Origin of the sequence: Paenibacillus sacheonensis (assembly GCF_009909195.1) — a bacterium.
In the GTDB taxonomy this organism is placed as follows: Bacteria; Bacillota; Bacilli; order Paenibacillales; family Paenibacillaceae; genus Paenibacillus_Z; species Paenibacillus_Z sacheonensis.
The window spans coordinates 129,173-149,593 of record NZ_JAAAMU010000009.1 but is presented as its reverse complement, the minus strand read 5'-3'; the positions used below and the strand labels follow the sequence as shown (position 1 = coordinate 149,593).

Here is a 20,421-nt window from a genome sequence, read left to right as displayed (position 1 = left end):
CGAATGAATACGACGAGCAAGGAGCTTTACGACCGCATCACGGACCGACTGGAACCGCTGGCCGTTATCGGCCTTGGTTACGTGGGCCTGCCGATTGCGTTGGCCTTTGCCAAGAAAGTGAACGTCATCGGCTTCGACGTGAGCGAACGGAAGATTCAGGAGCTGCGCAGGGGTGTCGACGCGACCGGAGATATCGGCGGCGATGCCGTTCGCGAGAGCGAGGTCGTATTCACGTGCGATCCGGATCGGCTGGATGAGGCGCGCTGCTTCATCGTCGCCGTGCCGACGCCCGTCATGGGCGGCAACGTGCCCGATCTTGGCTATGTCCAGGAGGCAAGCCGGCTGGTAGGCACGAAGCTGAGAAAGGGCGCCGTCGTCGTCTACGAATCGACGGTTTATCCCGGCGTCACCGAAGACGTGTGTATCCCGATTCTCGAAGAGGAATCCGGTTTGCGCTGCGGCGCCGATTTCAAGGTCGGCTACTCGCCGGAGCGGATCAATCCCGGGGATAAGGAGCATCGGCTGGAGAGTATCGTCAAGATCGTCTCCGGCATGGACGAGGAGACGCTGGACACGGTCGCGGGCCTGTACGAGCTCATCATCGAAGCCGGCGTCTACCGCGCGGAGAGCATCCGCGTGGCCGAAGCCGCGAAGGTGATCGAGAACGCGCAGCGCGACATCAATATCGCGTTCATGAACGAACTGTCGATGCTGTTCAACGGCATGGGCATCGATACGAAGTCCGTGCTGCGGGCGGCGGGCACGAAGTGGAATTTCCTCCCGTTCACGCCGGGTCTGGTCGGCGGCCACTGCATCGGCATCGACCCCTACTATTTGACGTATAAGGCAGAGGATACGGGCTACCGCTCCAAAATCATTTTGGCCGGCAGGCATGTGAACGAGGGCATGGGCAAGTATATCGCCCAGCAGATCATCAAGGTGCTGGTGAGGCTCAAGCTGAACCTCGCGAACGTGCGGGTGGGCTTTCTCGGCCTGTCGTATAAGGAAGACAGCTCCGACATCCGGAATACGAAGGTGAAGGATATCATTCAAGAGCTGAGGGAGTACGGCATCGCGCCGATTGTCGGCGATCCTTACGTGGACAAAGGGACGGCGTACCGCGAGCATGGAATCGAGCTGTCGGACATGGAAGAGATGAAGAACCTGGACGCCGTCGTCGTCGCGGTACCGCATACGCCGTTCAGAGAGATGGATATCGCGGATTTCGAATTGCTCTTCGACCGCGACGCCGCGAAGATTATGATCGATATCAAAGGCATCTATGACAAAAGCACTTACGAAAGCAGCGGGTTCCACTACTGGAGTCTATGAGGCAGGCAGGCGGCCGATTGACGGCAATGCCGTCAACCTGGGCTTCGGGGAGGAGGCAGACGAGCCATCGTGTTCAAACGAAAGAAGAAAAACATCGTCGAGGTGCTGTCCGTTCCGCGTAACGACAGGCGTACCCTCTCGAACGTGCCGGATCCCGAGAAAATCCGGATGCAGGCCGATCGCAGGGGCGAGAAAGCAAACAAGAGCGACAAAGGCGGCAATGGAGCCGCTGGCTCCCGTAATTACAACGGCGGACAGGAAAACAAAGCCGAGGCCTGGGGCAATGAGACGCGGGATGCCGCCGAGCTCGAGCGTCTGCGGCTGCTCAGCCTGCGTTACATGGCGGATTTCGAGGTCATAATGACCGGTCCGCGGCAGACGAAACGGACGGCTTACCGGGGCAAGGCGGTCGATATTTCGTCGACGGGTATCCTCGTGGCGTTGGCGCCCGGAGAGGATCGGTATGCCGCCGGCCAAATCGTAAACCTGCGCTTCCACATTCCGCCGGGCACGATGCCGGAAGGCTTCGAGTCGGCGGTCAGGCTGGATGCGGCCCTCGTCCGGACGTTCGTCCGGGAGCAGGACGGCCAGGAGCAGCTGATGCTGGCGTTCGAGTTCGCCAAGCCGCTGACCGATTATTTGCAGCGCAAACGATGGGGCTATTCGGTATATGCCGCAAGCGGCGCGCTGTTCGCGGCGGTATGCCTCATCATGCTGCTGCGCGTGGAGAGCTTGATCTACTTCAAGTATAACTTCTTGCTGTATCTGTACAGCCTGACGGCGGCAGCGTTCCTGCTGTCACGGTATTTGTTCGGGGCGCTGTACCGGGAAGTGCCGGTCAATCGGCATTATACGCCGGGCGTCTCGATCATCATTCCGTGCTTCAACGAGCAGGAATGGATTCACCGTACGATTCTCAGCTGCGTCAATCAAGACTATCCGACGGATAAGCTGGAAATCATCGTCGTGGATGACAAGTCGCTCGATAACTCCGCCGCTCGCATCGAAGAGGTCATTGCCCTCATTCATCAAGAAGCGGAACGTTATGCCACGAAGGACCGCGTGAAGTTCCACATCCTGGAGGAGAACGGCGGCAAGCGCGTCGCGCTCGTCAAGGGCGTGGAGATGGCCAAGCATAATCTGGTCGTCTTCGTCGATTCCGACAGCTTCCTGGAGCCGACGGCCATACGGCGGCTCGTTCAGCCGTTCCAGGATCCCCGCATGGGCGGGGTTGCCGGGCGAACCGACGTGGAGAACAAATACACGAATACGATTACGAAGCTGCAAACCGTGCGGTATTACATCGCTTTCCGGATCATGAAGGCGGCGGAGTCGTATTTCGACAGCGTCACCTGCTTGTCGGGTCCGTTGTCCTGTTATCGCAAGGACTTGATCCTGAAGCATAAGGAAGCGTGGCTGAATCAGAAGTTTCTGGGACAGCCCGCAACGTTCGGCGACGATCGCAGCATGACGAACTTCATTCTTCGGACGCATCGCACCGGTTATCAGGATTCGGCGATCTGCTCGACGATCGTGCCGTCGGACACGGGCGTCTTCCTGCGGCAGCAGATGCGGTGGAAGCGTTCGTGGCTGCGCGAGTCGCTGCGTGCCGGCGGGTTCATTTGGCGGAAGGAGCCGTTCATGGCGCTGTTCTTCTATGTCGGCCTCGTCGTGCCGATCGCGGCGCCGGTCATCGTGGCCTATAACCTCGGTTACGTGCCGCTCGTGCATCATGTGTTTCCGGGGACGTTCCTGATGGGGCTCCTGATGATGGCGCTTCTGATGAGCTTGGCGCATCTCTTGTTCCGCAAGAGCAGGCTGTGGCTGTTCGGCCTCGTGTTCTGCATCTTCTACGAGCTGGTGCTGCTGTGGCAGATGCCCGTCGCGTGGGTCACCTTCTGGAAGTCGACCTGGGGAACGCGCGAGACGCCGCAGGATATCGAAGCCCGCGAGCGCAAGGAAGCGCGGAAGAACAAAAATAAAAAGAATCGAATCGGATTGGGGCAGTAACGCCGGCCGCCGGAAGATTCATGGTGGGGGGGAGCGGCGATGGCGATCTCGGATCGGGATCCAGCGCAGAATGTTCGCCGGAAAAATCGCTTCAAGCGGATTAAAACCGTCGTGCAGGCCGTCGTCCTGCTCGGCGTGGCGATGCTGATCTACCGGGCCGTATGGGGCACGGCTACGTATGCGGAGCCGGATAAGCGCACGTGGAACAGCGATCATGGCTTCGTTGCGCTGTCGTATTTCGGCGTCGGCCGTTCGGGCACGCCGAAGCTGATCGCCAAGAACGAGCTGAACAGCCAGCTGAAGGCACTGCACAATCAAGGCTATCGGACGATATCGCAGCAGGATATTCTCGACTACTACGGTTCGGGAAAGCCGCTGCCGGACAAGGCGCTGTTCCTCTCGTTCGAGGACGGACGCAACGATTCGGCGCTGTTCGCGGAGCCGATGCTGGAGAAGTACAATTTCAAGGCGACGTTCCTGTCGTACGCGGGCAAGCTGGGCAACGGGGACAATAAGTTCGTGCAGGCGAAGGAAATGCTGAAGCTGCGCAAATCGGGCTTCTGGGAGCTCGGCAGCAACGGTTATCGTTTGTCGTACATCAACGTGTTCGACAACGACGGCAGCTTCCTCGGCCAGAAGACCGAGAAGGAATTGAAGAACAAGAGCGAGGTTGCGTATTACAACCACTACCTGATGGATTTCGTCCGGGACGAGAATATGATTCCGACGGAAGACCGCGGGCAGATGGAGGCGCGGATCGGGCTGGATTACAAGCTGATGAGGGACGTTTATACGGACAAGCTTGGCTACGTGCCGGGCCTGTATATGATCATGCATGCGAACTCGCTCGGCGGGGGCATGAACCGGCTCGTGACGGATGCCAACGAGAAGGAGATCGAAGCGCTGTTCCGGCTGCATTTTGCGCGGGAAGGCGGGGCCTTCAACGGCAAGAGCGGGAGCGTGTACGATCTGACGCGGGTGCAGTCGCAGCCGTACTGGTCGACCAATCACCTGCTGATGGCTATCGGCAACGACAGCGGGCAGAAGATGACGTTCGTGCAGGGCGAGAAATCGCGCGCCGCGGATTGGACTGCTCTATCGGGCGCCGCGGAATTCGACGAGAACGAGATCGTGCTGACTTCGCCGGCAGGAGCGGAAGGAATGGCCTACTTGAAGGGCAGCGACGGGTATGGCGACGTGTCGCTAACCGCCAAGCTGACGGGTAACGTTGTCGGCAAACAGAGCCTCTATCTGAGGTACGACCGCGAGAAAGATGCATTCGTTCGCGTCGCGCTTGCGGATAACGAGATTGCCGTGGAGCAGAAGAAGCCGGGACAAGCCGTGGAGCGGCTGTTCGGGGCGAAGCTGAGCGACGTGACCTGGGACGACGAAGATCTTGCGCTCAGCAAGGCGGCGGTGTACACGAAGGCGCAGACGGCAGCGGGACTGGAGCCGCATACGAGCATTCCGGCCAATATCGCAAAGTCGCGCCGTATTGGCGTCGAGCTTGCCGGCGGGAAGCTGAGACTGAAGGTGGACGGCAAGACGCTGCTTGGCGGAAGAGCGATCGACGCTTCGATCGCGCAGGGCGGCGTGGCGCTGTCATCGGAAGCGAGCAAGCAGAATGAGAAGGACGACATCTATGACGGACGTTTCGTCGACGTGACGGTGAAATCGCTCGGCAGCGATGGCGGCAGTGACGGCGCCAGTGGAGCCGACAGTCACGGAAGCGGCAGTAGTGACGGCAGCGGCGATCGCGAAGCCAAGCTGCTGTACCGCAATACGAACGAAGGGCTGCAAGGGATGATTAGCGGCGTTAAGCATGGGTTTAACCGGGTCGTGGATTGGTTTATCGATACGTTCTAGGTCGGCGCATGGCCGGATCGTTACCTGTTCGAAAATGCGAGGAAGGTGGATTCGTCCACGATTGGCGGTGCATGGATAAGTTTCATGCCTTTAATTCTTGGCGGGGAGGACATGGGATGTCCGATGTACGGCGAGGCAGGAAATACCGCCGCGGGAGGAAGACGGCGTGGACTTGGTGGGTCATCGCGGCTGCCTTGGTCACGGTTGTCCTCTTCGTTGCGCTGGCGAACGGAGGCTTGGGCCGCGGCAAGTCCAGGAATGAACTGCCTGCCGGGAACGCAGCGGATCTACCGCTCACCCTATCTGCCTGGATCGTGGATTGGCAATGGGAAGCGGGCGTGGCGGATCTGGAGGCGGTCGCTTCCGGTTTGAACGGCGGCGTGCAGGCGTTTGCGGCTTATTTCGGCGCGGACGCGAGCCTCTATTATACGAATGAGGATCAGAAGGCATGGCCGGAAGTGCTTGCCGCCGCGAAGCGAGCCGTGAACGGGCGGACGCTGCTGACGGTCGTGAATGACCGATACGAGACGGATGGCTCCTCGGGAGAACAGAAGGATCCCGCGCTGATCACGGAGCTGATGGCGTCGGAATCGAGCCGCGGCAAGCATATGAGCGAGCTGCTGGAAGCGGTCGCCGCCAAGGGATTCGATGGGCTCGAGCTTGATTACGAGCGCGTGCCAAACGGAGCTTGGGAGACGTACGGCAGGTTCATCGGCGACCTCTACGGGCGGCTTCATGCTGAGGGCAAGACGCTGCGCGTCGTGCTGGAGTCGAGGGCTCCCCTCGAGAAGCTGAACTTGCCGGCGGGACCGGACTACGTGATGATGGCGTATAACCTCTACGGCGGCTTCAGCGGCCCGGGCCCGAAGGCCGATGCGGCGTTTATCTCACAGCTGGCGGCGCGCATGGAATCCCTTCCGGGCGACAATGCAATCGCGTTGTCGCTCGGCGGCTTCGATTGGACGGCGGATAAGCAGGCCGTGAGCGTGACGGAGGTTCAGGCGGCGGAATTGGCGAAGGGCGGGAGCGCAGAGCCGGCAAGCCGCGACGATGCAAGCGGCAGCCTGCACTTCCGCTATACGGACGGTGCGGGCATAACGCACACCGTCTGGTATGCCGACGCGGAGACGCTGAAGCGCTGGATCGGCGCTGCCCGGAGCGCCGGCGTGCACGACATCGCGCTGTGGCGGCTCGGCGGGCTGTCGGAGGAGATGCGCGAGTGGGTCAAGGGGCTGCGGAATTCGTCTATCGAAGCAGCGAAGGCTTCAACGCCTCCGTGAACGCCGAAGAGTTGCGATGCGACCGAAAGGGGCAGCCGCACGCCGCTTAATGATCAGATTTTTGCATAATGTGCAACAATTTCGGCCGATAATCCACGCGGTATTCGAATTCATGCATGAAATGCAAAATCCAGGCGCAATACGAGCCGGAAACGGCTCCATAAGGCGGGAAAACTTGCACTCCGTGCAACAATTCCCGGTTTATGGGCGCATGAAGAGCGAAAATGCTGCATGCCGTGCAACAATGCGGCTTGGGGCTCTCCAAGCGCGAAGGACGCAGGCAGCGCCAGGCCTTCTTCCCTGTATCAAAACCTTCCCCGCAGGGTATAGAATAATAGAATCGGGTTTTATATCGCGCTGGAGGTGGAGCTGCATGAACGGGAACGAAGAACCAATCCGTCCGGAGGACGTGCCGGCAGAGGATATTATCGCGCAGAGACAAGGCAATGGCTACATTTTAAAGGGCGTCGGCGGCCAAATCGGCGAGATTACGTACAGGCTGGTCGACGTGGACACGTGGATTTTGGACCATACGTACGTCGATCCGCAATACCGCGGCGGCAATTTGGCGAAGCAACTGCTGAACCTCGTCGTCGACGATGCGCGCGAGAAGGGCCGCAAGATTATCCCGGCCTGCGCCTATGCGCTTGCCCAGTTCAAGCGCAATCCGGAGTATGCGGACGTATGGGAGAAAACCGAGAAGGAAGCGAATTACTCCGATCATTCCTGACTCGGGCACGCGCACGCTGCATTTGAAGGATGAAAAGAATAAAAGCGCCGGAAGGAGAGCCAAGGCTGTCCATTCGGCGCTTTTTTGCTGCGCTCTGATTGTGCTTCGTTATGTTTGTTAAGCGATCGCTTTGATGAACAAGATCTCGAGCGGCTCGCCCGGAAGCAGCAGGCATCCCGCATCCGCATACCCCAGCTTCCTGTAAAAATGCTGCGCCCCCTCGTTGGCGAGCGTAGACGTCATCACCAGCTTGAAACCATGCTCCAGCATCTCATTCTCCCAGTGCAGCACAACCTGCTTCCCGGTGCCCTTGCCTCGGTACGGCTCATCGATCCATAACATGTTCATGAACGGAGTATTATCCCAGAAGTAACCGTAACGCATCCAGCCGATGCGAGTCCCATCGTCATGAAGAAGCATATAGATTTCGCCGGCTTGGATTTTGCTCCGGATGAGCCGCTCCGCGAGATGGCGGTCGCGCTCCCGGATGTAGTCGTAATCGGATTCGGATGCTGCGGCGATGTTCATGACGATTCCCCTCCGTGTAGCTATTTTGCACCTTGTTCTGCCCTTATGAAGTGGTAATCGACCGAACCGTGCAGATGATCCGGCCCGGTCCCGCCAGATTCGCAGGCCGTCGCGATGAATAACCGTCAATAGCTGAAAGGAAAACGGCCATACGATCGTGCACATCAGTCTGGGCGCGTGTTCGATTCGGTCTTCGCCATGGTCCAGCAGGAGATGCGGGTTGAAGGCGGCCGCGGGTACCAGCTTCTCCAAGGCGCGCACGGCGTCCGCATAGAGCTCGGCGTCCGTGACTTCCGGGACGAGCAGCCGGCCAGCGAGAAGCCGATAAGCGCCGGGTACCGGGCCGAGGTAGGGGTTAGTCGCCGGCGAGAGGACGCTGAACTGGATGTAGCGGAACGGGCGGACGTCGATCTCGGACAAGGCGAGATGGATCGCGATGCAGATATCGGGCGGCAGGGTACGCGCTTCGTTCAGCGCATCATCCTCCACGTAGAGGATGTAGTCGATGTCGCTGCTGCCCGGGATGACGCCTCCCTTGACGGCCGAGCCTTGAACGATCAGCCCGACGAAGGATTCTCCAAGCTGTTGAAGCATGATTTCACGGACGGAATCATTAATGCGGTTAACGGCGTTGGCTAGTTCCATGAGCGGCACCTCGCAGGTTTCAGGATAACCAAATTACGTCATTGTCCCAAATTATGGAACGGCCGTCAACGAGAAAAAGACAGCCGGAGGGCATGAACTTCGCCTCCGATCGCTAGACGGTGTCTACCGATCGGGGGGACGGTTCGTCCTCGGCTGCCTTTCTCCATTCTAACCTGCCTATTCAACTCCCAATTCAATTCATGGCAACGCATGCAATTACTGCGCATTCCGCTCCAGCTGAACCCGGATGCCCTCGCGGTCGATCTGCATCCAATACTCCGCGATCTTGCCGTCCGCCACGCGATAGACGGCGCTGGCGATTTCAATAACGGGCTTGCCCGTCGGCTGGAAGCCTTCTGCCGCGCCGACATGGTTCCCGATCTGCCTCCAGCGTACGTAGACGCGATCGTCCTGGGCGATCAGCTCTTCCACGACGAGACGGAACGGGCCGAAGGCGTCCTGCATCTCGCGGACATGCGCCGCGTATTCGGCGGGAGAACGCTCGACGGTTGTTTCGTTCTCGGCCGTCACCTGGTGGGCCAGTACGCGATCAGCCATATATCGATGAGCTTCGTCGGGGTTCGCTCCCGATCGCACCCGTTCGAAAAATCCCCGTACCACTTCCGCTGCATGCATGCTGCCAGCCTCCTTGTTAGGGATCGTTGTCGCGATTCAATTTCCATCGTTATCAATAAAATGAATCCATCCCGGCCTGTCTCAATGTCCGTGTCTCTCAATCTCGCCGGGGCAGAGAACCGGCTCCGCTGGCCTGCTAGCTCTGTTTCAAATACTTCTCCGTCAGCGTCGTAAGCAGCTCGATTCCGATCTGATTCTCGCCGCCCTCGGGAATAATGATGTCGGCGTATTTCTTGGACGGTTCGATGAAGGCTTCGTGCATCGGCTTCACTGAGGTCAAGTACTGCTGATGGATCGACTGGATCGTCCGTCCGCGCTCTTCGATATCCCGCAGGACGCGGCGAAGGATGCGGACGTCGGGGTCGGTATCCACGAACACCTTGATGTTCAGCAGCCGCCGCAGGTTCTCGTCCGACAGCACGTGCAGTCCTTCGAGAATGACGATCGGATGCGGGAAAAGCTCGAGCGTCTTGTCCGTGGAGCGGGCATGAACGGTGAAATCGTAGACGGGCGCCTGCGCGGGCTTGCCGTCCTTCAGCGTCTTGAGATGCTCGATCAGCAGCTCGTTGTCGAACACGAGCGGGTGGTCGTAATTCAATGCCTCCCGTTCCGTCATGGACAGATGCGAGTGGTCTTTATAGTAATTATCCTGCGAAATAAACGTCACTTGACTCGTGCCGAGCTGGTCGATGACGGAGCGCGCGACGGTCGTTTTGCCGGAGCCGGTGCCCCCGGCGATACCGATAATGAGCATGGGATAAAGCAGCCTCCTTGGCGGTGTTCAATCCCCGTATTGTAGCATAATCCGCCCCCTGATTTCATCCCGGCGAAATCATGTACTTTTTGTCAGATGGAAGCGACCTGGAAGATGCAGCCGGTTTTGTTCCGATCGACCGCATTAAATGTCCCGAACGACATGCCATTCGAGAGTTAAACAGAAAACGGAAGTAGGCTTACAAGAATAATGTCCAGTCGAGGCAAGGTGCGATTAAGAATGGGAACCTGTCCAAATCACCTTGCGGCATGTCCGATTTCGCGTCGCCAAGTATGCGCTTTCATTTTATAATGGAAGGGAATGGGAAGGGGGCGTATCGGCCATGCGCATGAAATTTCAAGCCAGTCTGTATTTGAAGGACCCCAAGTCGCTTCCCGTCTACGTGGAGCGCAAGGTCCACCGCATCGAGGATTTGCCGCCCGTTCACGAGCATGCGTTCTATGAGCTGGTCTATATCGTTCATGGCCATGCGTCCCACTATTTCGAGAATAAATATTACCCGCTGCACGGAGGTGATGTGCTGCTCGTTCGTCCCGGCCAGTTCCACACGTACGTGCTGGAGCAGGGCGAGTCGTTCGAGCTGGTGAACTGTTTGTTTATGCCGGAGCTCTTCGAACGGGAATGGTTGAAAGCCGTCGACCCCAAAGGCCAAATCGAGTCGTTCCTGATGCATCCGTTCCTGAAGCGCGAGGATGAATTCCATCCCCGGATATCGCTGGAGCTTCGCGATGCCAGGCGGGTGGAGCGGCTGCTGGAGGAAATGCTGGACGAGCAGAAGGAGGCAAGGGAAGGGCACGCCACCATACAGCGCCTGAAGCTGTTCGAGCTGCTGCATCTGCTCCTCCGCTGCCAGAACGAGGCGATGGGCAGAGCCAAGCAGACTTCGTCGACGAAGCGTTCCGATTCCCGCGATCTTATCGTGCGGCGAATCCACCAGTTCCTGATCGAGAACCCGGAGCAAAAGCAGGGCATGGAGCTGCTGGCCGGCCAATTCGGCGTCAGCGTCCGTCATCTGAACCGGCTGTTCAAGCAGGACACGGGCAAAACGATGCTGGAAATGCTGCATTACGTCCGCATCGAGCGGGCGAAGGAACTGCTGATGCATACGAGCGACAGGGTCGTCGACATCGCGGCGCGAATCGGCTACGAAGACGCGTCTTTCTTCACGAGGCTGTTCATGCGCAAGGTAAGATGCTCCCCGGCGAAATACCGCGAGGAGATGCAGCACCGATCCGAGCACCGATAAACGAAACGGAGGTTGGATAATGAAGATCGCGACAACGAAACAGGTATCAGGATTTATTGCCGCCTGCATGCTGGCATCCCTTATAACCCCGACGGCGGAAGCGATGAAGACGAAGAGCACGGGCATCTCCGCAAGCAGCGTCACGTCGGGACTGCCGGCATCCAACGCGGCGAACGGCAATATTTTCGATTTCTTCTCCAGCACGGGCCATGGCGGGACCGTCAGCGCGAACGAATGGCTGCAGCTGGATCTCGGGCAGAAGCAGTACGGCATCAGCCGCGTGCGTCTGTATCCGCGCGAGGGCGGTTACGCCTTCCCGGTCGACTTCAGCATCCAATACAGCGACAGCAGCTCGGGTCCGTGGACGACGGCGCCGGGCTCCAGCCGGACCGCGTTCGCGAATCCGGGCTTCAAGCAGGTCGTCGTCGACTTCAGCTCGGCGGTCGATGCCCGTTATATCCGGCTGAACGCCACGAAGCTCGGCACCGACAACTTCGGCAACGCCTATCTGCAGATTGCGGAGATGACGACGGAGCAAGCGACGACCGCCGGCGATCAGCGCGTGACGCCAAGCTCCGTGTCGCCGTCCACCGAGCAGGCGACGATGGAAGCGACGAAGACGATCAACAATTCCGCCGCCGACTTCTGGACGTCGGCCGTGCATGCCGGCAGCGCGGCAACGGAGAGCCTGCAGCTGAACTATACCAAGAAATACGGGTTCTCGAAGCTGGTCCTGACGCCGCGTTCGAGCGGCGAGGCGTTCCCGGTCGACTTCAAGCTGCAGTACAGCGCGGACGGCAGCAGCTTCACGGACATTCCTGGCCAAAGCTATACGAACTATCCGGCTCCGGGAGCGACGCCGCAGACGTTCTCCTTCGCGCCGCTCAAGGCGAAGGCGCTGCGCGTCGTCGCGACCAAGCTCGGCAAGGACTCCTTCAATAATTACTACTTCCAGCTGGCGGAGGCGGCCGCGTATTCCGGCACGCCGTTCTCGACGGACGCAGGCGGAGACTTCGACCAAAACTGGAACAACATGTGGCAGCAGTTCGGCGCCGTGGACGACGGCACGGACGCGGTGTACAAGTTCGGCAACGAACCGACGTATTTCGAATGGATGGCCCGCAAGCTTATGTGGAGCACCGAGGCAAGCTACAAGAGCGACCTGAAGCAGAAGGTGCGCGACCACGCGCAAAGCTCCGACGGCTTCTTATGGTCGTGGGCGGACAATCCGCGCTGGCCGAGCGGCAACTCCCTGCATATCGCCAATAATCCGCTATACATCCTATCGGCATGGCGGATCGCGGTGTGGGATGATCCGGGCTTCCTGGATGCGGTCGACAGCAACTCGAACTATGCGGGCGGCGATATCTCGAATGGCAAGACCGTCTGGCAGAAGGTGCAGGACGCGATGGCCTTCCTGAAGTCCGCGAGCATGAACGGGTCGAACGGCCTCATCGTGATCAATAACGGCGAGAGCGAAGGCACGACGTCGGGGACGACGGGGCATCCTACGAATTATTGGGATAACCTCCGCTTCGGTTATAAGGACCCTTACGTGAACCTGTATTTCTATGCCGCGTGCAAGGCGATGAGCGAGCTGTACGCCATGAAGGGGAACGCGACGGAGGCGGCGAACTATGCGACGCTGGCAGCCACGGTCAAGACCAACTTCAACGCCGCGTTCTGGGACAGCACGAAGAAGCGTTACGTCTCGACCATCGACATCAATAACACGACGCGGGATTTCGGCCTTGTGTTCCTGAATACGGAAGCGCTGGCTTACGGCCTAGCCGACAGCACGACGAAAGCGAACGACATCTTCAGCTGGCTGGACGGCACGCGGACGATATCCGGCGATACGTCGACCGGCAGCGATATCTACTACTACACCGTCGCGCCTCGTTCCAATACGCTCGCCATCGAAAGCACGGGCAGTCCGTACTGGTGGCAGGATCCGGGCGGCATCGCGGTCACGGCGTCCGGCGGCTGGGATCAGCACTTGGAGAACGGCGGGTTTATTTTCTACACCGAGTTCTACGACATCTTGGCGCGGGCGCAGTATAAAGGCATCGACAATGCTTACGCGCGGATGAAAACGGTGGCGAGCGAATACGCGATCGATGAGCTTCGCCGCGATCCGAACAACGGCTACGGCGCGGCATGGCGCATCGGCGTGACCGGCGAGTTCCCGGAATCCGGCCTCGTGCCGGCAGCCTTCCTCTATACCGTGGCGGGTATCGACGCCTCGAAGGACGGTTTGACCATCGCGCCGAACATCCCGACGGGGATGACGACGGCGACGGTGAACCCGCTGTCGTACCGCGGCCGTGAGTACGCCATTCAAGTGTGGGACGATCGCGTGGAGATCACGACGCCGAACAGCGGCACGCCGACCGTGACGTATCTCGTCGGCAACCTGGCCGCGAGCACGACGTACACGATCGACAAGCTGAACATCGCGGCGGGCACGACGAGCACGCGCACGGCGACGACGGACGCGAACGGCAAGCTGACGGTGACCGAGGCGCTGACGAACGCGACGAAGATAACGGTTCGCCGGTAATCGGATGCTGAGGGTGCCCCGGGTGGGTGTGTCTGAAACGGTCATGCTTTTTTAGCTGAAAATAGGAAGGAGCTTACCGGAAACGGGCAAGCTCCTTTCTTTATTGCAGCCTCTCGGAGCCGGGCGGCGGAGTTCCACAGGCCAGTGTAAGGGTGGGGCAGGGAGGCCGGTTGGGCCTGGAAAGTTGCATGAAAAGCACAAATCTGGGTTCCGGGAGGCTCCCCGCGCGTGCTGATCCGCCTATTCGCACCGCCAACAAAAATCGCACACAAAAAACAAATCCAGCCCACTTTGAAAACGCTTACCATTGCAGTACGATGGCCTTGTTCGCTCGTTATCGGGATCGCGGACAAGAGCGGGCGTTTTGTGAGAGGTGCTTGCCATGATCACATCGGAAGGAGGAGGAGGCTGGGAATCCCGGACGGGATTCTCCTCAGCATGCTGCACGATAACCTCATTAACGCAAGGGAGTGTTGATTGATGTCCATTATCGGCAATAGGTTGTTCAAGCTTAAGAAGACCGTTGGCAAGCTCGTTCTTGCCGCCGCCATTGCAGCACCCGCCCTCATCGGACTGTCTCCGTCGCCGGCAGCCGCTTTTACGAACACGGACGCGGATACGGCGATGAACGCGTTTATCAGCTCCTATTGGATGAGCAGTCAGAATCAATTCGCCATCGATACGACGAAATCGGCGAAAGAGGAATTTTGGAAACAGGCCTTGATGATGGAGGTGCTCGAAGACGCCTATGACCGGACGGCGAGACAGGGAGCGCCGAGCTCCACGTATTACAACTACATTGTCAGCCTGGCCAATTCCATTCTGGCGCAGTACGGCAACGACTGGACGTACGTGGCCACGCTGACGGACGATCCCATGTGGATGACGATGGCGTTCCTGCGCGCCCATGCGATCACCGGCACCGCGGGCTACCTGACGGCGGCCAAGAACACCTTCGACGGCGTATGGACGGCTGCGTACGACACGACGCTCGGCGGCGGCATCTGGTGGGATTACGCCAAAACCGCGAAGAACACGTGCAATAACATGCCGGCGGCCATCGCGGCGGTCATGCTGTCCGGCGCGCTCAGCGATACGAGCTACCTGACCAAGGCGCAGAATCTCTACGCTTGGGAGAAGAACCGGCTGTTCCTGAACGGCCGCGTCATGGACAACCTGCACAGCGATAACGTCACCATCGACAGCTGGGAGTTTACGTACAACCAGGGAGCTTTCATCGGCGCTGCGCATTACCTGTACAAAGCGACGAATACGGCTTCCTATCTGCAGGATGCCATCGCGGCCGCGGACTATTCGTACCATCACATTACGGATACCAATTACGTCCTGACCTATGATGCCGAGGATGGCGTCGAAGCGGGAGCGGGCTTCAAGGGCATTTTCGCCCGCTACATGAACTTGCTGATCAATCAAGACGGCCAGAGCCAATACGCGCCGTGGATGAATCTCAATGCCAGCACCGTCTGGAACAACCGCCGCACGTCCGACAATCTGACCTATAAAGACTGGTCCGTCAAGGCGCCGAGCACGACGATCAAGTCCTTCGGAAGCTCCACGGGCGTATCCCAGCTGCAGAACACGATTCCCGCCAGCGGATCGATTACCAAATCGCCCGCGCCGGCGGCGACGACGACGGTCAACCTGTCGTCCTACTTCAACGAAGACGCGTACAGCACGGATGCGAGTCCGGGCAGCTTCAGCTGGAGCGGCGGGTCCTATGCGTATCCCTCCGAGCAAGTGGGCGGCAGCGTGAACTTCGAAGGCACGCCGTACAACTTCGGGCCGACGAGCGACGGCAGCTGCAACGGAACCGTCAACACGGAGTGCAACGCCGTCAAAGCCGTCGGCCAAACCATCGCGCTCCCGTCCGGCAAATACACCGAAGTGCGCATTCTGGCCGCAGCGACCTACGGCAGCCAGATCGCGAAGGAAATCAAGCTGAACTACAGCACGAGCGGCAGCGTGCCGAATCAGGCGAACATCGTAATGGCGGACTGGGCGGCGAGCGATACGACCGGCCAGAAGGTCGCGAAGACATTCACGTCGACGCATACCTCCGCGGGCGATAATCCGGGAACGGCTTGGATGTATGCTTACTACCTGCGCGCGACGCCGAACTGGACCCTCACGGGCATCACGCTGCCGAATATCCCGAACGTCAATATTTTCGCCATTACGCTCGTATCCGCCCAGCAAGCGGACTTAACGCCGTATTACAACGAGGATGGATGGGCAAGCGACGCGAGCGCGGGCAACAATGGCTTCGGCGGGGATGCCGGCTACGGCTATTCGTCGGACGTGCTCAATCTGAGCCCGACCTATAGCGGCATCAAGTATACGCTGGGGACGGCGGCGAACAACCAGAACAACGAGATCAAGGGAACGGGCCAGACGATAGCGCTCCCGCCGAATCTCTATTCGTCCATCAAGCTGCTCGGATCCAGCTCGCACGGCGATAAGACCGGCAGTTTCACCGTGAACTATTCGGACGGCAGCACGAGCGCTATCAGCGTGGCCATGCAGGACTGGGCCTTGCCGGGCACGACGGCGAACGCCGTGCAGACGATGCCGCGCGCGCATATCGGCGGTTCCATAGGCACGGGCTCGTTCTATGTGTTCGGGTACAGCTTGACGCCGACGGCCGGGAAGACCGTGAAGAGCATCACGCTGCCCGCCAATTCGGATATGCACGTATATGCCGTCTCGCTAGTGCCTTGATCGATATTATCGCAAGACGCTCAGCCTGAAGCTTAGCCTGCCGCGCCCGATCTAGGCGCGGCAGGTTTTTTGCGAAACGAGCAGCGTCAACGATATTTCTGCTATTTCTGCGTCTTCGGACTTGAGCCCGTACCCGGAAGTATGCTATAAAAAGAGTAGCGTTAGCACTCCGATCATCAGAGTGCTAACAATATTCATTCGGGGAGGCTTTCCGTTACCATGGTGAAGCAAGAGTTCAAGGCAGAGTCCAAGCGACTGCTGGAAATGATGATCAACTCCATTTATACGCAACGCGAGATTTTCCTGCGGGAGCTGATCTCCAACGCGAGCGACGCTATCGATAAAATCTACTATAAGGCGCTGACCGACGAGAGCATCGCGTTCAACGCGGCCGACTACTACGTTAAAATCACGGCCAATAAAGAAGGCCGCACCTTGACGATCGCGGATACCGGGATCGGCATGACGCAGGAGGACCTGGAGAACAACCTCGGCATCATCGCGAAGAGCGGCTCGCTGGCCTTCAAGAAAGAGAACGAGAGCAAGGACGGCCACAATATCATCGGCCAATTCGGCGTCGGCTTCTATGCGGCGTTCATGGTGGCTGACCGCGTGACGGTCACGAGCCGCGCGCTGGGCAGCGCGGAAGCGTTCAAATGGGAATCCGAAGGCGCGGACGGCTACACGATCGTTCCGGCCGAGAAAGCTGCCGTCGGCACCGAGATCGTGCTTCATATCAAGCCGAACACCGAAGACGACAATTACGACGAGTTCCTCGAGGAATACCGTCTTCGCTCCATCATCAAGAAATATTCCGATTTCATCCGTTACCCGATCAAGATGGACGTGACGGGGCAGCGCCCGAAGGCCGAAGCGGCCGAAGGCGAAGCGCCGGAATTCGAATCGTACGTGGAAGAACAGACGGTCAATAGCATGGTGCCGATCTGGCGCAAGAACAAAAGCGAGCTGACCGATGCCGACTACGAGCAGTTCTACAACGAGAAACGCTACGGCTTCGACAAGCCGCTCAAGCATATCCATATCAGCGCGGACGGCGCGGTCGTCTACCGGGCCATCCTGTACATTCCCGAGAATACGCCATTCGACTACTACACGAAGGAATACGAGAAGGGGCTCGAGCTGTACTCCAACGGCGTGCTGATCATGGACAAGTGCGGCGACCTGCTGCCGGACTATTTCAGCTTCGTGAAAGGGATGGTCGACTCCGAGGACCTGTCGCTGAACATCTCCCGGGAGATGCTGCAGCATGACCGCCAGCTGACCCTGATCGCGAAGAACATCAAGAATAAGGTCAAGAGCACGCTGCTTAGCCTGCTGAAGGACGAGCGCGACAAGTACGAGAAGTTCTACAAGTCGTTCGGCCGCCAGTTGAAGTTCGGCGTGTACGGCGACTACGGCATGAACAAGGACGTGCTGCAGGATCTGCTGCTGTTCCACTCCTCCAAGGAGAACAAGCTGGTGTCGCTGGACGAATACATCTCGCGCATGCCGGAAGACCAGAAGTTTATCTACTATGCGGCGGGCAGCTCCATCGAGCGCATCGAGAAGCTTCCGCAGACGGAGATGGTGGCGGACAAAGGTTACGAGATTCTCTACCTGACCGACGACATCGACGAATTCGCGCTGAAGTCGATCATGAGCTACAAGGAGAAGCAGTTCAAATCCGTATCGAGCGGCGATCTGGGCATCGAGCCGGATGCAGATGCCGACAAGCCGGAAGAAGAAGCGGCGGGAAGTAAAGAGCTGTTCGAGCAAATGCAGACGCTGCTGAGCGGCAAGGTCACGAAGGTCAAGGCGTCCAAGCGCCTGAAGAGCCATCCGGTCTGCCTCACGAGCGAGGGCGAATTGTCCATCGAGATGGAGAAAATCCTGAGCGCGATGCCGAACAACGACGGCGTGCAAGCGGAGAAGGTGCTCGAGATCAACGTGAACCATCCCGTGTTCCAGTCGCTTAAGGAAGCGGCGGAGAAGGACAACGAGAAGCTGAACCTATACACGCAGCTGCTGTACAACCAGGCGCTGCTGATCGAAGGTCTGCCGATCCAGGATCCGGTGGCATTCACGAACGATATTTGCAAAGTGATGGTGTAAGACGATATAGGAAAGAGCGATCGAGCAGTCTCCGGGAAACCGGGGACTGCTCTTTTGTTTTGCGCCGGATCCGTGCCGCGTATGCTTAGAAGACGCTGGCGAATTGGCGTTTGTCGTAATGGCGCCGTTTTGGCGCCATTGATTGCACGGTTCGATGCCCGCGGGGACGTTGGCGCACCGCTGCGCTCGCTTGTTTTATGACGGTATGTTCGCTCGTTCTCGTATGAGGCAGCAGGCGAGGAGATGGGCAGGGAGGCTGACATATAGGGAGATTGGGCTGTGCGCGGAGCCCCCTATATTGAAAAGTTGCAGAGAATGCAAAAATTGCGTGCGGCTAGCGTCGAGTTTGACGGGAAAGTTGTATGAAGTGCATAAAAGTATGCGCGAAACGAAGGAAATCGTCTCATGAGCGTCATAATGATGCAGAATGTGCAACAATGCCGGTTAGGATCGCGGAATCGCGTGGAATTTTTGCAGAATGTGCAAAAATTCTAAAATAAGTTGCTCCTGGCGAGGAAGGTAAACTGTTTCGGCAGCAGTAAGCACCGCGCTTGCCCGCCCTAACCAACGCGGCAATCCGCTTGGCGTTAGCCTAGGCGACTCGCTTGACGCTAGCGGGCAGCAAGCATTCACGCTTGGCCGTTCCGCGCCGGTGCGGGCGTACTCCGGCGGCTGATATACACTCCCCGGATGCGCTTCAGTCTGCGAGGTCTCGCAACGCAAGCATTGCGACGAGCTTGGCCCTCGTCTCCGCAAGCCGCTGCTCCGCGCCATGCGGTTCAAGCGGCTCGCTCCAGGAGAAGCCGTCGCCGTCATACCGGGGGATGAGGTGCATGTGATAATGGCCGAGGTCGTTGAAGCGGCCGCCGTTCTGGCAGATCGTGATGCCGTCCGGCCGGAAGGTCTGCTTGAGCAGCGCCGACAGCAATTTGGATGCATCCATAATGGCATAGGCCGTCGCATCGTCGGTCTCCTCCACATCCAGGACATGCCGCTTGGGCAGGATTGAACGGAGCGATGTCGAGCACGCAGGCCACATGATCATTTTCATGCACGACGTTGACGTTCGGCTCGAGGCCGTTGGCGATGCGGCAGCCTAGGCATTCCATAGGGATGCACCTTCCTTATCAAATTAATCAAGATTATGTACGGCAAGGTTACGGCGGTTTCGATCGAGCAAAGGCGTTTGAATCCTGCCCGATTGGCGTACATATAGAAGATGAAGGGAGGCAGGCATATGGAGTATGAACTGCTGCTTCGGATCGCCGTTGCGGGCGCATGCGGTCTGTTGATCGGTTGGGAGCGGAAGAGCCGGATGAAGGAGGCGGGCATTCGGACGCACTTCGTCGCGGCGGTCGGAGCGGCGCTCATGATGGCGATCTCCAAGTACGGGTTCCGCGATCTGCAGGGCGACACCGGCATCGCGCTGGACCCTTCCCGAATTGCGGCGCAGGTCGTGAGCGGCGTCGGATTTCTCGGAGCGGGCATGATCTTCATGCAGCGGCAAACGATCAAAGGACTGACGACGGCGGCGGGGTTATGGGTAACGGCCGGCATCGGGATGGCGATCGGCGCGGATCTGTACGTGCTCGGCATTGGCGTGACGGTGCTCATTCTAGCCGGGCAAAAGCTGCTGCACAGCGGGTTCGGCTGGGTGACCGGGCCAAGGGGCGAACAGCTGACCATCGGGCTGGCCGACGAAGACGGCGCCGTTGAGGCGCTGCAGGCTGCCCTCCATTCGGCCGGCGCCGTCGTGCTGCAGTTTCATGCAGAGAAGCTGCGGGGCGGGGATGGCCAATTGCTGCAGCTGGACATGATCGTCAAGGTCTCCTCGGCAGGCGGCGCGGCGAAGCTGCTGCCGATTATCCAACGGGTGCCGCAGGTGCTGCGGGTGGAGACGCAGTAGGGGACGAGGCGCCGGACTGCCAGTATTTGCACGACGCATTTTCAGCTTCTCTT

Annotated in this window: 14 protein-coding genes; 10 read left to right on the top strand and 4 right to left on the bottom strand. The window is 58.9% G+C overall.

What is annotated here, in order from left to right; translation table 11 throughout:
- The first annotated feature begins 3 nt into the window (after positions 1-3).
- From GT003_RS18280 to GT003_RS33040, 5 genes are all read left to right on the top strand, one after another.
- The gene (locus GT003_RS18280) at positions 4-1,332 is read left to right on the top strand and encodes a nucleotide sugar dehydrogenase (protein ID WP_161700418.1); all 1,329 of its coding nucleotides are present in this window, start codon (positions 4-6) and stop codon (positions 1,330-1,332) included.
- Positions 1,333-1,401: 69 nt separating this feature from the next.
- The gene (locus GT003_RS18275) at positions 1,402-3,342 is read left to right on the top strand and encodes a glycosyltransferase family 2 protein (protein ID WP_420831460.1); all 1,941 of its coding nucleotides are present in this window, start codon (positions 1,402-1,404) and stop codon (positions 3,340-3,342) included.
- Positions 3,343-3,381: 39 nt separating this feature from the next.
- A complete protein-coding gene (locus tag GT003_RS18270) occupies positions 3,382-5,208 on the top strand; it encodes a polysaccharide deacetylase family protein (protein WP_161700415.1) in 1,827 nt (608 codons plus the stop codon).
- Positions 5,209-5,324: 116 nt separating this feature from the next.
- Positions 5,325-6,488, top strand: coding sequence for a glycoside hydrolase family 18 protein (locus GT003_RS18265; RefSeq protein WP_161700413.1), 1,164 nt, complete (start codon positions 5,325-5,327; stop codon positions 6,486-6,488).
- Positions 6,489-6,504: 16 nt separating this feature from the next.
- Complete coding sequence (locus GT003_RS33040) at positions 6,505-7,218, top strand: GNAT family N-acetyltransferase (protein ID WP_346266595.1); 714 nt, start codon at positions 6,505-6,507, stop codon at positions 7,216-7,218.
- A gap of 117 nt (positions 7,219-7,335) precedes the next feature.
- On the opposite strand, the gene GT003_RS18255 is transcribed toward GT003_RS33040, so the two are convergent.
- The 3 genes from GT003_RS18255 to udk all read right to left on the bottom strand — a co-directional run bounded on the left by GT003_RS18255 (position 7,336) and on the right by udk (position 9,781).
- The gene (locus tag GT003_RS18255) at positions 7,336-7,746 is read right to left on the bottom strand and encodes a GNAT family N-acetyltransferase (protein WP_161700587.1); all 411 of its coding nucleotides are present in this window, start codon (positions 7,744-7,746) and stop codon (positions 7,336-7,338) included.
- Between the two features lie 861 nt (positions 7,747-8,607).
- Positions 8,608-9,027, bottom strand: coding sequence for an ester cyclase (locus tag GT003_RS18250; protein WP_161700409.1), 420 nt, complete (start codon positions 9,025-9,027; stop codon positions 8,608-8,610).
- A 136-nt stretch (positions 9,028-9,163) separates the two neighbouring features.
- Positions 9,164-9,781: a uridine kinase gene (gene udk / locus GT003_RS18245; RefSeq protein WP_161700406.1), complete on the bottom strand. Its 618-nt coding sequence runs from the start codon at positions 9,779-9,781 to the stop codon at positions 9,164-9,166.
- A 343-nt stretch (positions 9,782-10,124) separates the two neighbouring features.
- Here udk and GT003_RS18240 point away from each other — a divergent pair, with 343 nt between their 5' ends.
- From GT003_RS18240 to htpG, 4 genes are all read left to right on the top strand, one after another.
- Positions 10,125-11,048 carry an AraC family transcriptional regulator gene (locus GT003_RS18240; protein ID WP_161700404.1) on the top strand — a complete coding sequence of 308 codons (924 nt, stop codon included), beginning with the start codon at positions 10,125-10,127 and terminating at the stop codon, positions 11,046-11,048.
- 19 nt (positions 11,049-11,067) lie between these two features.
- Positions 11,068-13,611 (top strand): discoidin domain-containing protein, encoded by a 2,544-nt coding sequence (locus GT003_RS18235; RefSeq protein ID WP_161700402.1) that lies wholly within the window; start codon positions 11,068-11,070, stop codon positions 13,609-13,611.
- A gap of 480 nt (positions 13,612-14,091) precedes the next feature.
- Positions 14,092-16,350 carry a glycoside hydrolase family 76 protein gene (locus GT003_RS18230; RefSeq protein ID WP_161700400.1) on the top strand — a complete coding sequence of 753 codons (2,259 nt, stop codon included), beginning with the start codon at positions 14,092-14,094 and terminating at the stop codon, positions 16,348-16,350.
- 219 nt (positions 16,351-16,569) lie between these two features.
- A complete protein-coding gene (gene htpG / locus GT003_RS18225) occupies positions 16,570-18,462 on the top strand; it encodes a molecular chaperone HtpG (RefSeq protein WP_161700398.1) in 1,893 nt (630 codons plus the stop codon).
- 697 nt (positions 18,463-19,159) lie between these two features.
- On the opposite strand, the gene GT003_RS18220 is transcribed toward htpG, so the two are convergent.
- On the bottom strand, positions 19,160-19,441 hold the full coding sequence (locus GT003_RS18220) for an HIT family protein (RefSeq protein WP_420831461.1): 282 nt from the start codon (positions 19,439-19,441) through the stop codon (positions 19,160-19,162).
- Positions 19,442-19,699: 258 nt separating this feature from the next.
- Here GT003_RS18220 and GT003_RS18215 point away from each other — a divergent pair, with 258 nt between their 5' ends.
- Positions 19,700-20,368, top strand: coding sequence for an MgtC/SapB family protein (locus GT003_RS18215; protein WP_161700396.1), 669 nt, complete (start codon positions 19,700-19,702; stop codon positions 20,366-20,368).
- The last annotated feature ends 53 nt before the right edge of the window (positions 20,369-20,421 follow it).

Excerpts from the sequence above, each read along its gene's own strand:
- GT003_RS18215 (WP_161700396.1), top strand. The coding sequence starts at position 19,700 with ATGGAGTATGAACTGCTGCTTCGGATCGCCGTTGCGGGCGCATGCGGT.
- GT003_RS18235 (WP_161700402.1), top strand. The coding sequence starts at position 11,068 with ATGAAGATCGCGACAACGAAACAGGTATCAGGATTTATTGCCGCCTGC.
- GT003_RS18280 (WP_161700418.1), top strand. The coding sequence starts at position 4 with ATGAATACGACGAGCAAGGAGCTTTACGACCGCATCACGGACCGACTG.
- GT003_RS18250 (WP_161700409.1), bottom strand. The coding sequence starts at position 9,027 with ATGCATGCAGCGGAAGTGGTACGGGGATTTTTCGAACGGGTGCGATCG.
- htpG (WP_161700398.1), top strand. The coding sequence starts at position 16,570 with ATGGTGAAGCAAGAGTTCAAGGCAGAGTCCAAGCGACTGCTGGAAATG.
- udk (WP_161700406.1), bottom strand. The coding sequence starts at position 9,781 with ATGCTCATTATCGGTATCGCCGGGGGCACCGGCTCCGGCAAAACGACC.
- GT003_RS18265 (WP_161700413.1), top strand. The coding sequence starts at position 5,325 with ATGTCCGATGTACGGCGAGGCAGGAAATACCGCCGCGGGAGGAAGACG.
- GT003_RS18240 (WP_161700404.1), top strand. The coding sequence starts at position 10,125 with ATGCGCATGAAATTTCAAGCCAGTCTGTATTTGAAGGACCCCAAGTCG.
- GT003_RS18255 (WP_161700587.1), bottom strand. The coding sequence starts at position 7,746 with ATGAACATCGCCGCAGCATCCGAATCCGATTACGACTACATCCGGGAG.
- GT003_RS33040 (WP_346266595.1), top strand. The coding sequence starts at position 6,505 with ATGCGACCGAAAGGGGCAGCCGCACGCCGCTTAATGATCAGATTTTTG.
- GT003_RS18270 (WP_161700415.1), top strand. The coding sequence starts at position 3,382 with ATGGCGATCTCGGATCGGGATCCAGCGCAGAATGTTCGCCGGAAAAAT.
- GT003_RS18230 (WP_161700400.1), top strand. The coding sequence starts at position 14,092 with ATGTCCATTATCGGCAATAGGTTGTTCAAGCTTAAGAAGACCGTTGGC.